Source organism: Musicola keenii, from assembly GCF_014855505.1.
Classification (GTDB): domain Bacteria; phylum Pseudomonadota; class Gammaproteobacteria; order Enterobacterales; family Enterobacteriaceae; genus Musicola; species Musicola paradisiaca.
The window spans coordinates 191,631-204,915 of record NZ_JAAWVW010000006.1; the positions used below are offsets into that span (position 1 = coordinate 191,631).

14 protein-coding genes are annotated in these 13,285 nt (G+C 55.4%); 2 read left to right on the forward strand and 12 right to left on the reverse strand.

Annotated features, from left to right (window positions below; all coding sequences use genetic code 11):
• Window positions 1–10: 10 nt before the first annotated feature.
• The 5 genes from HEP82_RS08665 to HEP82_RS08685 all read right to left on the reverse strand — a co-directional run bounded on the left by HEP82_RS08665 (window position 11) and on the right by HEP82_RS08685 (window position 3,642).
• Entirely contained in the window at window positions 11–214 is a 204-nt protein-coding gene (locus HEP82_RS08665; RefSeq protein ID WP_192457709.1) for a tail protein X, read from the reverse strand.
• Entirely contained in the window at window positions 214–702 is a 489-nt protein-coding gene (locus tag HEP82_RS08670; protein ID WP_192457710.1) for a head completion/stabilization protein, read from the reverse strand. The genes HEP82_RS08665 and HEP82_RS08670 overlap by 1 nt, the downstream gene beginning before the upstream one ends.
• A gap of 106 nt (window positions 703–808) precedes the next feature.
• Window positions 809–1,672 (reverse strand): phage terminase small subunit, encoded by an 864-nt coding sequence (gene gpM / locus HEP82_RS08675; RefSeq protein WP_192457711.1) that lies wholly within the window; start codon window positions 1,670–1,672, stop codon window positions 809–811.
• 43 nt (window positions 1,673–1,715) lie between these two features.
• The gene (locus HEP82_RS08680; RefSeq protein ID WP_192457712.1) at window positions 1,716–2,759 is read right to left on the reverse strand and encodes a phage major capsid protein, P2 family; all 1,044 of its coding nucleotides are present in this window, start codon (window positions 2,757–2,759) and stop codon (window positions 1,716–1,718) included.
• A 31-nt stretch (window positions 2,760–2,790) separates the two neighbouring features.
• Window positions 2,791–3,642: a GPO family capsid scaffolding protein gene (locus tag HEP82_RS08685; RefSeq protein ID WP_192457713.1), complete on the reverse strand. Its 852-nt coding sequence runs from the start codon at window positions 3,640–3,642 to the stop codon at window positions 2,791–2,793.
• Window positions 3,643–3,787: 145 nt separating this feature from the next.
• On the opposite strand from HEP82_RS08685, the gene HEP82_RS08690 reads away from it, so the two are divergent.
• Window positions 3,788–5,494: a terminase large subunit domain-containing protein gene (locus HEP82_RS08690; RefSeq protein ID WP_192457714.1), complete on the forward strand. Its 1,707-nt coding sequence runs from the start codon at window positions 3,788–3,790 to the stop codon at window positions 5,492–5,494.
• A complete protein-coding gene (locus HEP82_RS08695) occupies window positions 5,494–6,552 on the forward strand; it encodes a phage portal protein (protein WP_192457715.1) in 1,059 nt (352 codons plus the stop codon). The genes HEP82_RS08690 and HEP82_RS08695 overlap by 1 nt, the downstream gene beginning before the upstream one ends.
• A 435-nt stretch (window positions 6,553–6,987) precedes the next feature.
• Here the strand turns inward: HEP82_RS08695 and HEP82_RS08700 are convergent, their stop codons facing one another.
• The 7 genes from HEP82_RS08700 to HEP82_RS08730 all read right to left on the reverse strand — a co-directional run bounded on the left by HEP82_RS08700 (window position 6,988) and on the right by HEP82_RS08730 (window position 13,244).
• Window positions 6,988–7,356 (reverse strand): helix-turn-helix domain-containing protein, encoded by a 369-nt coding sequence (locus tag HEP82_RS08700; protein ID WP_192457716.1) that lies wholly within the window; start codon window positions 7,354–7,356, stop codon window positions 6,988–6,990.
• 73 nt (window positions 7,357–7,429) lie between these two features.
• A complete protein-coding gene (locus HEP82_RS08705) occupies window positions 7,430–7,690 on the reverse strand; it encodes a type II toxin-antitoxin system RelE family toxin (RefSeq protein ID WP_192457717.1) in 261 nt (86 codons plus the stop codon).
• 89 nt (window positions 7,691–7,779) lie between these two features.
• Window positions 7,780–7,971: a hypothetical protein gene (locus HEP82_RS08710; RefSeq protein ID WP_192457718.1), complete on the reverse strand. Its 192-nt coding sequence runs from the start codon at window positions 7,969–7,971 to the stop codon at window positions 7,780–7,782.
• A gap of 115 nt (window positions 7,972–8,086) precedes the next feature.
• Complete coding sequence (locus tag HEP82_RS08715; protein WP_192457795.1) at window positions 8,087–8,785, reverse strand: DNA adenine methylase; 699 nt, start codon at window positions 8,783–8,785, stop codon at window positions 8,087–8,089.
• 237 nt (window positions 8,786–9,022) lie between these two features.
• Window positions 9,023–11,329, reverse strand: coding sequence for a replication endonuclease (locus HEP82_RS08720; RefSeq protein ID WP_243061609.1), 2,307 nt, complete (start codon window positions 11,327–11,329; stop codon window positions 9,023–9,025).
• Window positions 11,326–12,330 (reverse strand): phosphoadenosine phosphosulfate reductase domain-containing protein, encoded by a 1,005-nt coding sequence (locus HEP82_RS08725; protein ID WP_192457719.1) that lies wholly within the window; start codon window positions 12,328–12,330, stop codon window positions 11,326–11,328. Before HEP82_RS08725 ends, HEP82_RS08720 begins: the two co-directional genes overlap by 4 nt.
• Window positions 12,330–13,244, reverse strand: a complete 915-nt coding sequence (locus HEP82_RS08730; protein WP_192457720.1) for a DNA adenine methylase — start codon at window positions 13,242–13,244, stop codon at window positions 12,330–12,332. Before HEP82_RS08730 ends, HEP82_RS08725 begins: the two co-directional genes overlap by 1 nt.
• Window positions 13,245–13,285: the final 41 nt, after the last annotated feature.

Consider the following 13,285-nt stretch of genomic DNA (forward strand, 5'->3'; position numbering starts at 1 on the left):
CAATAATCCTTTAATCCCAGAGTTGTACAGTGTCCCGCAGCGCAGCAACGGTATCATCTGGCAGTATGATGACCGTTCCTGCCGGCAATAGCGGCCCCACATCGCAGAGCCCCGGATTTGCCGCGTAAACGGCTTCTGTCACCCCGGACGTTTTGCCGTAATACTGCCAGCACAACAGATCCACCGTGTCGTTTTGCGTTGCGATCACCTGCATCAGACCAATTCCGCCAAACCACGCCCGACCCCCTGGATATCGCGTATAGCCCACTGCGCATCCCGCCACAGCGTGTCTATCTGCGACGTCAGCGCGGCGGCGTGCTTCTCGCCTTCTTTCGTCGTGTCAATGTCGCGGTAGCCTTCTGTTAGCAACGCCTTTGTTGTTGAATACACCGCCCGGAGGTAACGCCAGACCAACACCGACTCACCGTTGATCGCTTCGGCCTCAACATCACCGAGCGCCGCCGCACCCGTCCGCTCCTGTTCTGCGCGGTATTCGCGCAACTGTTCATTGACGCTGGCGACCGCTTCTATGGTTTTATCCATCAGCCTGTCTGTCGTCACAGCCCCATCCAGCCGCATCGCCTTTCGTAGCGCAGCAAGATTGATCACCGGCCAGAATGCCGAACTGCTGACCGTAGCCCCGCCGTCGTCAACATCTGCCAGAGCGGCATCATCAACAGGTTCAGGAAACATCATGCTCATAGCGTAGCTCCTAGCTCAGATGGGTCAGGCGGTGGACGGCGCGACAACGAACGGACAAACCGCAATTGCCGCACCGTGCCGCCTGGGTGCGCGGGGGCACATTCAGTTACACAGTGCGCTTAGCGCGTGTGCTTTTGTTTGCTTTCGCCTTGCTGGCAGCGCGCGCAGGTTGACGCGGTTGCCGCACCGGCTTTTCCGGCGGCGGTGCGGGTGGTGACGCCATGGGTTCCCACACCGTTGGATCCGATTCTGATTCAGCGTTGTCACCATGATTAGCGCCCGCGTCGTCCCCGTTATCAGTTCCGTCTGCCAGCGCCGCTTTCTTGATTGCCCGCCCCAGAATTTCGATATCGCGCTTCACGCCGATGCCGTCAAACAGTGCAATGGCACGCTGTAACCACTCGCGCGCGGCGGTCAATTCATGCGAGCTGAGCCTCAATGTGTAGCCGATTGACTTGTACAGCTTGGCGCGCACCATGTCCGGCATGTCCGCCCCGGCGGTCAGCGCATTGAGCTGCAACAACAGCGCGACATCGAGCGGCGCGCGGGCTGCATCCGCTTTAAACGCAGCGAGCACCGGATCGCAAATCTCATCGACCAGCACCGTCGCGGCCGTACGTTTGTACCGGTCTGGCATGGGCAGGCTGTGGCGGATCACGTATTCACCGATGCGCAGCGCGCCGGATATGTCGCCGACATCAATCGACCACACCATCATCGTAACCAGCACTTCATCGGCCTGGCCGGTGTCTGCCGCCAATGCGCCGTCAATCCACCCCTGATAATTGGGCAGCAGTTCGCGCTTTAGCAGCGCTTTAGACTGGCTTGACTGAATCTCATGCAACTGTGACTGATCGAGCCGGAGCCGATGTAGCTGTTGCTCATACGCTGTGTTGTGATGCACGGCATCAGACAACCCCCGGTGACGCGCAGAGACCGACTGAAAATGCCGTTGTGCAGGTGTCAGCATGTTGCCCCCTGTTAGGCCGGAATACCGGCCCTGCTAACAATGATTACGCTGCTTCTGACCCGGCGAATGTAATGCCTTCGATCAGACAGCCCGCGCCGTAGTCTTCAACGGCATACGCATCGTTTGTCGACTCATACGTAGCTATGCGATTGTATTCCGGCTCGTCCTTGACCATTCGGCGCTGCGCCCCCTCTTGGTAATAGACCGACAGGTTACTAAATGGCGTCACAAGGATTGACCCTGCAGGGAAATAAGGCGCGATAAACGTCGGCAGATTGGCAATCGACTTGCGGGAAACAATCAACTGGCCGGCCATCGCCTCGGAATTGGGGTTCGTGGTACTGATGGCGTTCAGGATCGGGAAATCGCGCGAGGTCAACAGTTGGCGACCTGTGATCACAGCCAAATCAGGGGACTCGCGGAACCATTCATCCAGCAGTGAATTCACAGCATCAAAAACCAGCGCGTCATAGTTACCGTACATGCCTTTGGCGATGACTTTGTTTTCATCGTCGCGATGGGTCAGTGTGACGTTTTTCAGCACGCGCGCCGGTGCGTTGTTGCGGTACTGCTGCAACCAGCCGATATTCACATCTTGCAACAGCGGATTCTGTGTCAAATCAGACTTGGCGGCACGGTTCGTGCCGTTAAAGCCGATCATAATGCGATCCAGCGCCTTACGTCGGATGACCTGTTGACTGATGCGCGCTTGAAAATCGTTGAATTTCGCCCACGAGTCCAGCTGGGAATAGGTGATGAACGTATCGCTGTTGGTCTGCTCGCAGCGATATTTATTGTTGTCCAGCGTGTGAACGCTGCGCGGCTCGCGGCGTTCCGTGCCGGATGAATTGGATGACGACACCGGGCCGCTGATCCCCAGCCCCAGTTTTTCGCCCTCCATTTCAGACACCGGCATGATATTGATTTTTTGCAGCAGCTCGTCACTGGCCTGAATTTTGTTTTCCATTGTCTGCTGTACAGACGGAGCCACTGAGAATTGCGCAGCGACATGCGCCTCGTTGACGCCGTTCAGCTCCGCCTGTCGGCGGACATAGCCGTCCCAGAGGACGCGGGTTTCATTTTTCATAAATACATTCCGTTAATCGGTAAAAAATTGGTTAGCAATCAGCCAGAACGGCATCACTCTGACTGTTGTTGCCCGTTGCCCGCGGCCGCTGTGAGAAATTACCGTCCTGCCGTTCCAGCGTTGCTTTTAAGTCCGTCACAGACTGCGATAACTCGCCGACCTGCTGTTTCAGCGTCGCGTTTTCCTGCTTGATCGCGCTGAATTGGCTGATGCTATCCAGCACACCGCGCTGACTCTCGGCAACAGCCTCAATGGCCTGACGTATCTCGCCGTTTTCCTGACTGAATTTTTGCTGGTTGCCGGTCAGCAACTCTTTGATGCGTGAAAAGAAGCTGGCACCGCTTTCACCTGCTGGCACATCCTCTTCAAATTCCAGCACAACCCCGACATCGTCCGTTGTCGCGGTAAACAGACATTCCGGTGTACTCTTGCGACTGTCCAGCGGGCCCTTGCCTTTACATCCGGCGTTAAATTCCAGGATGCCGACGCCGAGACTGGCCGGGTCATCGGTCATCGCCAGCCCCATCAAATAGGCCTCGCCGGTATTTGAAAACGACGGATGAATCTCAATGCTCGGGTATATTTTTTGACGCCGCTTGCTCAACGCGACCAGATCAGGCGTGGCATCGATCACCAGCTCCAGTGCGGCCTTCCCTTTCAGCGGGCCATCGGGGACAGTAACCTCTTTAGCGCTGACCACATCGCCATACGCCCGAAAATCACTGGTCGGCGAATACCCTTTGATGTGTTCCAGATTGACGCGAGCGCCGCGCACCTGGCTGTTAAAGTTTTTCGCCATCTGCGTGATCCAGACCCGCTCGATCGGGCGGCCATCACAGGCAACGCCCTCAACAGCGGCGATAAACGGTTTTGAAATCGGCATGTTAACCCTCGTGTAATGGCTCTCTCATGTTCTGCACAGCCATCATCCCCGTCAGTGCCACACCGCGCCATTACTGCTGTTTGTCACCGCTTCCGGACAATCAACGCCGCTACGGTGCCACGCCCGCGCGCGGTAGCCTGCTGGCATGGAAAACGACATCCGCACCGACGCAAAACGCCTCTATTGGCAGGCGTACACCATTCCCCAGATCGCAGAGCGCCTAGGCATCAGCGCTAACACACTGTATTCCTGGCGACGCCGCGATAGCTGGGACAGCAGCACGCCCATCGAGAGAACCAAAGAAGTGACCGAGGCTCGCTATCTGCGCTTGATCGAGAAAGAGGATCCGACCCCGCATGACTTCAAACTGATTGATTTGCTGGGACGACAGTTGGAGCGATTTTCACGCGATGAAATCAGGTCAAAAGAGCGGAAGGAACGGAAGGCAACACCGAAAAACCACTTCACCGACGAGCAGATAGAAAACCTGCGCGCGCTGGTACTGGATAGCCTCTACGAGCATCAAAAACGCTGGTACAAACAGCGTAACCGGCGTAACAGATTCATTCTGAAATCACGTCAGATTGGGGCGTCGTGGTACTTCGCGCGGGAGGCGCTGTTACGAGCGCTGGAAACCGGCAACAACCAGATTTTTCTATCAGCAAGTCGCGCGCAGGCGTTCCAATTCAAGCGCTTCATTCAGCTGCTTGCCCGTGAGGTCGGTGTCGAGCTGAAAGGCGGAGACGCTATCATGCTGTCAAACGGTGCCATTCTATTTTTTCTTGGCACCAGTGCAGCGTCAGCGCAGAGCTACACCGGCGATCTGTATCTCGATGAGGCATTTTGGATCGGAAACTTCATTGAATTGCGCAGAGTGGCAGCAGGCATGGCGACACATACAGGGCTACGCCGCACCTACTTTTCAACACCGTCCAGCGAAGAGCACGAAGCCTACGAATTCTGGACAGGCGAGCACTACAACGAGTCACGACCGCATTCCGAGCGTGTCAGCATTGACACATCACACAAGGCGTTGAAAAACGGAAAATTGTGTCCAGATAATATTTGGCGTCAAGTTGTGACTATTCATGACGTGCTGAGTCAAGGATTCGACAAAATCAGCCTGGCAGAAATTCATCAGGAAAACAGCCCAGACGAATTCGCCAACCTGTACGAGTGTATATTCGTGAAGCGCGGCGAACGCGCATTCGACTACAACGCGCTGGTACGGTGCAGCGTTGATGGCTACAACGATCACGTCTGGCCTGACTGGCGACCGTACACCCTGCGCCCGCTGGGCAATACACCAGTATGGCTGGGTTATGACCCGAACGGCGGCAGCGGACAAGGCGACAATGCCGGGATATCTGTTGTCGCTCCGCCGTCTGTAGCGGGAGGTAAATTCCGCGTAATTGAGACACGCCAGCTGCGCGGCCTGACGTTTGAGCAACAAGCCGAAGCCATTAAAGAGCTGACGCAGCGCTACAACGTGCAATACATCGGAATCGACGGCACGGGCATCGGTGATGCCGTGCATCAGTTGGTACTGAAATTCTTCCCGGCGGCGGTCAAGTTCCAATACTCCCCATCAGTCAAGCGGTTACTGGTACTCAAAGCGCAACTGGTTATACGTTCTGGTCGCCTTGAGTACGACGCAGGCAACATGTCACTAGTGACGTCATTCATGACCGTACGCAAGCTGCAAACCCCTGGAGGCATGATCACGTATGCCTCAGACCGCACTAAAAACGCCAGCCATGGAGATATCGCCTGGGCAACGATGCACGCATTACAAAACGAACCGCTGAACAGTGATTCCGGCGGAACAAATGGTTTTATTGAGGAATTCTGATGACACGTAAGAAACGACAGTGCAGCAGCGGCGGCACGGCCATGACATCGCAGGCGATCGAAGGCGAATTAGCGCAACAGCAGTCCACATCAGGGGTGGAATCATTTTCATTTGGCGACCCCACACCCGTCATGGATCAGCGCGACCTGCTGGACTGCATGGAATGCGCAAACAACGGACAATGGTATGAGCCGCCGATCAACCCCTACGGCATCGCGCGCATGTTTGATGTTGCCGTGCATCATCAGTCACCGTTGGCATTCAAAGCCAACGTAATCGCATCCTGCTACCAGCCTCACCCCCTGCTAACTCGGCAGGCATTCAAAGCCTTCGTGCTCGATTTTTTGATATTCGGTAACGCATATCTGGAATTACGGCGCAACCGGTTCAATCAGCCGCTGACGCTGCACCACGCCCACGCCAAATACACCCGGTGCGGTACTGAGCCTGATCAATATTGGTTCGTCACGTATTACAACCCAGACTATCAATTCCAGCACGGCAGCGTATTTCATGTGCGCAATCCCAGCATCCACCAAGAGATCTACGGCTCGCCGGAATATATGGCTGTGCTGCACTCCGCTCTACTGAATGGCGAAGCAACGCTATTCCGCCGCAACTACTACATCAACGGTTCTCACGCTGGCGTCATCGTCTACCTGACCGACCCGATCACCAACACCACCGACGTTGACAAACTAAAACGCTCGCTGAAAGACGCGCGCGGCCAGGGCGCGTTTAAAAACCTGTTCGTCCACGCGCCGGGCGGCAAGAAAGACGGTTTGCAGATCCTGCCGTTCAGCCAGATCGCGGCCAAGGATGAATTCACGGGTATCAAGGACGCTACGCGCGATGACATGCTGGCCGCGCACCGCGTGCCACCCGTTCTGATGGGGATCATGCCGAGCAACGCCGGGGGGTTTGGCGACATTGAAAAAGCGGCGCGGGTGTTCTCTATCAACGAGCTGACACCTATCATGGAGACACTCAAGGAGCTGAACGACTGGCTTGGCATTGACGTGATCCGGTTCAACCCGTACGCACTTGCCGCCGGTTAACATTCAAAAATACTCACGCTCACATTGCCACACCCCACGGGCCGCCAGTTGATCGGCCCGTTTCATTCCCCACTCACACCACACCCCACAATACCGCCTCAGCGCCCCGCAGAGCAGCACGCGCGCGACCTGCGTCCACGCAACGACACACCACACATCGCATTACCACGGCGTTCTGACGCAGCAAAAACGAGTGAATAACACCACCCCTATATCACCCCTCAGCGCGCGAGGAGCTCCCCGCAGCGCCCGCACGCGAAAATCGTGTTTTTTTGTGCATCTTTGCAGTTCATGGAAACCCGCGCCACGACTGGCCCGGAAGGGGGTAAACACCATCAGATTTTTTGTGCAATTGTGCGCAGAAATTTTGCAGCGATTTTCACCCAATAAAAAAAACCCCGCACAGTAGCGGGGTTCATCGACAGCATCAGCAAATCACAGAATCATCTGTTCAGGTCTGCATCCGTAAAGCTCAGCCAGCTTCTGACGGGTTTTCTTTTGCGGGCGGGAGTCTTTCGCTTCCCACTGCGAAACCGCTGATTGTGTTGTACCCAGCCGCTCCGCAACATCATACTGTGACAGCCCTCGGTAAACGCGCCAGGCGGCAAGCAGGCTGATATCATCACGAAACATAATGTTGACCACCTCATTCGGCACGGATTCATCATCATGTTCATCGGCAGCATAAGGAATAGATTCATACCCGCTCTCATCATTGGATAGCAGGCTTTCATACACGTCTATCGGTAACACCACAAATTGCGGCTTACCGTTCACATCATTGATATATTGCAGTTTTGACATATTTTTTATCCGGGTTTCTATGAGTCGCGGTCTTCTTATGTCATTGAGGAAACGGGCGGGTTTCCCCGCCTGATTAGTAGGTTGTTGACGTTCTGCGTTTAACTTCTTTGATTTCGCAGATCACCGGCTCGCCCTTAATGATTTGGAAAATGATCCGATAGTCGCCAACCCTTAGCCTGAACATATCGTCTTTCCCCTTTAGCGGGACGATATCCAATCTGACAGAGGGGAAACTCTCAAGCTCAGTCACCTTTTCACTTATGGCTTTCTGATACCGCTTGTCGATGGTCAGACGCTGCTTCAGCGCCTTCCTTGACCAGTTCACCTTTACCATCTGTTTCCTCAGTTTTTAAAGAGCATATCCGCTTGGGATAAGATAATAATAAGATAACACAGGATTAATTACAACAAATTGCTTATTATCTAATTATGAAAGCCTGACTTATCACCTTGATGGCCAACCGCATAGCATCCGCGATCAGCAAAATCCGCAACCATGTCACGGATCCACATCAACGCAATTTCATGCTCTCGTATACCCATATCCTGCAGTTCACCCAGACGTGCAATCAACGCTATTCTCTCAATTAAAATAACAACTTCCATATTTTCCACGCCCGCACCTCACAAAATAACTGTATATAAATACAGTATATGATGCTCAAAACAATGTTTTCAATTCAAAATATTAGTTACGGTAAATATTTGTTTTCATTCTGACGAAAAACAATCAAACATCGCCATCAACACTCATCAACGCAGACATGATCGCCAGTCGTTCAGCAGGAGACATAGCCCGATAATTTTCCGCCCAGCGCGCCGCCTTACGCTTTATGCGTTGTCTGTCGATGTAGTTTTCACCTGCAAAAGCCGCATCGTATGCCGCCCCTTCCGGGTAATTCATCCAAAGTTGCTCGGTACGCACCCCGCCGCGCGTCATCACCTGGAACGTTATCGACCGCCAATCCCCCAGCCATTCATCGTACAGCGCGGACGGATAGCCGGAGATCATGACGCTGACGCCGGCCGGCACACTGCGCAATACCGCAATTAGCTCTTGATGCTGCTCGACCGTATACTCATACCGGTATCGCGCCCGGCTTGTGCGCGTCTCCGGCACGTACGGCGGATCACAATAGATAAGCACCCGGCCCGCGCTAACAAAATCAAACTCACATAAGAAAACAACAGCATCAGCTTCTATCAGCGAAACGTGTTGTAACTCGCCAGCACCGATAGAGTGCCCAACAGAAAAATTTCTCAATGCCTCACTGTCGATATCCACTCCGACGTTCCGCAATGCCGGCGGCTTTCTCAACATCACTGCGCCGCCGCCCAGGTGCGTTTCGATATACGTATCATGCGGCGGCATCGCTGCGATGATTTTCTGATATGCGCCTGACGCGCCTTTACTCCCCAGATAGCCCATACGTCCCCCGTTGGTACCACATAGATATTTTTGTCTGTGCGTACGATCTGCAGCACAGTCGTTTTTGTCTGTTCTGGCCAACATGTGATAATGTTGATCTGTGGTGAATGCAGGATGCTGACCTGCGCGCCAGAGAAGCGTTCGGTGGAAAACCGACAAGCCGGAAAACAGATTCATTTAGGTGAATCCCCGCCGCTCACCCGAGCGCCGTGGCAGCACCGGCCGCCACACACAAACTCATGCGCCTGGCTCGCTACCTAACTCACGCAGCGCCACCACCCGGCGCATCAGATCAGCCTGATCAACCGTCCGCCTCTCCGGCCCGCGGTACAACTCACCGTCACTGCGCGCGTAATACTTCCGTCCGCGAACATCAATCGAATGACCAGCTGACAGCCTGGCCGCCTCCCCTGCCGCAGCATCCCAGCCGATAGACCTGGCTGAATCACGGATCTGAGAAACAAAATCATCAGGGTCATACACATCAGCCCCATCACCGCCACGGTGTCGCCGTTTCCCTGACGAAGCAACCAACCGATCCAGCAGGTCGCGCCGTTCCTCGCGGCTCAACCGGTCAAAATCCATGACCGCGCCGCAGCTGGCACAGTCATCACTGTCTATACTGCGCGGGGCGACAGGCCCACCACCGGCCGCCTCTCCGGCCTCCTGATGCCCATCGCGTACAGTTATTGACAGAACTCCAAGGGGGCGCGGGGCGCCCTGTAGGTCAACGGCCAAACCCGCATCGGCGCTGGTCTTTGGAACAATCTTGTAGGTGGCAGTGCGTGTAAAAATTACTGATTCCGGCCCGGATACCGGGGCGTAAACACCAGAGATCCGGCTGACATCATCCCCGTAATCATTGCCGTTTTCCGTGATGTCATAATGCAGGCACACACGCAGATAGCGACGCTCAACGAGCGGGCCGCCCTGGGCATCGGTGTATCCCGCCCAATCGCCTGTATCTGCGGCTATGTGCGCGGGTGATATGACCGGGTGAAACCACAAATCGCGCCCTTGCAGGCGGCGCAACTCGCGGTAAGTAGTAACAGGTGCGCCGCCGATCTGTTGAAACTGGCGGATACGCCAGCGGCTGGCCCATGCACTGACGCGACGGGCGGAATCCTTCAACGGCTGGCCGGTTTCATCGTCCAATTCACCATCCAGCGCGTAACCGTCGATATTCTTTGATATGTACTTGGCGATATAGCCAGTTGCAGACCCCTTGTTACGATCGATTGGCTTTGCCGTAAATCGCACCTTGTCCGCCCCCGGCTCACCGCCATCCTCCTGCAAGGCATAAGCACGAAAGATATCTCGGGCCAATTCGACATGTTCCGGGCGCATGAACAGCAGTAAATGCCAGTGCGGCGTCTCATCGTGATGCGGCTCGGCGACGCGGAACCCGTAAACCCGGATGCCGTTCCTCTTCCATTTCGCGCGTACGCGCGACCAGACGCGACACAAATAGCGCTGCGTGTCGCGCGGGTCGCTGCCGTTGTAACGCTGGTTTCGTTTCCCGTCACTGTGCATAGCGTGATAACTTGACGGCGCGGTCAGCGTGTAAAACTCCCCGGCCAGCCCATCACGCACCGCGATATCTTCAAAGCCGCGCATCCGGGTCATCAACTCGGCGCGACGAATAGCGGGATTCGCAATGCTACCCATTACTTTGTCGATCAGTGATGACCGCTCGCCGGTGTCCTGATCTTCCAGTTCGCGGGATTTCAAAAACTCGCGGTTGGCTTTCTTTTGCGCCTGCCACTCTTTTAGCGCTGGCTCGCTGATGTAGGGCGTCGCCCTTTTGTGGACGTAACCAGCAGCAATCATCAGGTGCTCACGCCACTGATCGTGAATACGCACAAGTCGACGCAGCCACCATCCCGGCGACTCAAGGCGGGCCATCGCCCGCAGTGCGGCATCAGCGGTCAACCGGCACTGACAATAATCAAACCACCCCGGCGCAGTCATGTTCAGGTGAGACACCAGCCACGCGACGCGACCATATGCATAGAGAATGGAAAATTCGACATCGCCAGACGCGACCAAGTGATGATCGGATTCGCGCTGGAATTCAGCGGTGAAACAGTCGGTCAGCCTGGCGGCCAGCCGTTTCAGGTCGCGCCGGCCGGCGTACGGCAGGCGGTGAAAATCGTCACGGAAAGACATCAGCAGGCCCGGCACTATCCCCAAACGATAGCGGTCACTGACGGCATCCAGGCGCGGCAATACATACCTGTCAAACGAGTTGATCAGATAGCTATTGGCTCGCCGTATACCCTGTTTTTGTTCAATATCTGTGACGCGCTGGACGTAATACCGGCGCACGTAGTGCGGCAACGCCGCCAGACGGCGGCGCAGTGCCTTTACCCGGTTTGGTTTTTCGTCGCGTTGCGCAATTTCAAACAACGACACCTGACGCCGGTCAGCCGGTGCCAGGTGGTTGTTATATTTAATTGCTGCTGGGGGTTCCGCTGCTGCCGTGCCTATGGCAGTTAGCGGCTGATTCCACGAGTAGGCCCATGTTTGTGTTGACTCACTCACTCACAAACCCCGGCATAAACGCTGCTGCAAACCGACTGGTCGTTTAACCCCGCAAATAGATCGAAATGCCGCCCCCCCCTAGTCGTCATAGCCCAATCGCGATAGGTTTTGATGCCGTGTGACTCGACGGTAATACACTCTATGCGGCGCTGCGCCTTGTGCGGGTCTTGCGTAGCAGGGAAGAATGTGGAGTTCCCGCGACGTGAACACGCAGCGACAATCCGCTCCCATTCAGCGACACGTTCAATTTCCTCCGGCCAGCGTGCAAATATCGCTGCCAACTCGGCCTTATTGGCGTGGATGCATGGCATACAGCCAACCCGGCTACAATCCTGCTGATAGAGCGGATTCGGTTTGATGCCGTGACGCTGGGCGATAGCGAATACATCCGCATGTAACCAGCGTAAAATCGGCCGATAGACATGCAGACCCGGCGTGTTGTCCGCATCCTCCTCCCACTCAGGCAGCTTTGCCCGGGCCGGTGACTCTTCGGCCCTGACGCCCTGCCATGAAATTACCTCGTCGTATTCTGCCAGCGCTGTAATAACAACCTGATCACGTACCGGAGCGTGCTTCAGTTCAAAGGTACAAAAGCGGGCTTTAGTGGATGGAAATCTTCCCTTCCACATGCACAGGTCAAGGAACGGGATACCGGTGGGGTACAGAACAGCCAGCGCACGCTGTATCGTTGCGTCGGCCTCGGCATCTGTCATGCCGCATTCTGTTACCAGCGTGACCGGCCAGCGCTCGGCAATAAAACGACGCTTACCCGCGATGCGGTCATCAAACGATGCACGTACACGCCGGATTGGCCCCAGTTGGGACTCCAGATAATCCAGATATTCCATTGTTTGTGGGTGTTCGTGGCCGGTATCCGCAAACACCAAAACAGGGGTTATGCCGTTCTCAATAGCGACCAGCCATTGAGCCAGACTGTCTTTTCCGCCCGAGACGCTAATAACGTTGATTGCATCGGGTTGGAAGCAGCGAGTGTCTATCATCAAAACACCCCCACTTCACCCTGCGCGGGTGCAGCCATATCCAGCCTCCACCACACAGGTACACAGTCCGGACACACACCGCAGCCGCGACCGCCGCAGCCCAGTACACCGATAACCTCTTTCGCTGCAACACGGGTTGTCGCATTCGCACCGGCCGAACGCTGCACGCTGATTTCATGTAGCCCGAAATGGCGGTAAATCTCGCGTGTTGCAGGGGTGTCGCTGTTTGAAATCACGCACTGAATGCCGTGCCGCCTGTTTGCGTCCAGCAGCGCATCAGCTAACACCTGATGTTCGGCGGCGGTAAATCCGGCGGTGTGGTATTGCGTAAAATTCGCGGTGTCGGAGGCGGGCAGATATGGCGGGTCACAATAGATAGCCGTTCCGCTTTCAGCGAACAGAGATAGCGTGTGTTTGAACGATGCGGAGATAAAAATAGCGTGTGTGTCGCGGGCTTTTTCTGCAAACAACCGAATCTCGTCGCCCGGGAAATACGGCTGTGAATATTTGCCGAACGGGACGTTAAACGCCCCGGCCTTGTTGTAGCGGCACACGCCGTTAAAGCCGTGGCGGTTCAGGTACAGAAACAGCGCTGCTTTTTCAACGCTCGCGGCAGGCGACAGGGAGTTAAACAGGTTGCGATTATCTGCATATGCATCAGCACTGTTGCCGTGAGCAAACAACCCGCGAGCGGATGAAATCAACTCATCGGTGTGACGAGTAGCAACGCGATATAAATTAATCAAATCGGCGTTGATATCGGCGAGCACGTAGCGGCGATAATTTGTATTCAGAAACACTGACGCGCCGCCAACAAACGGCTCTATGAGACAATCAGCATCCGGCAGGTGCGGTAACAGGTCGGGCAGTACGCGGGTTTTCCCGCCCGCCCATTTGATGATCGGGCGGATCATTTGTCACCGCCTTCAGGGGTCGCCGGGCGCTGCTGCTTAAT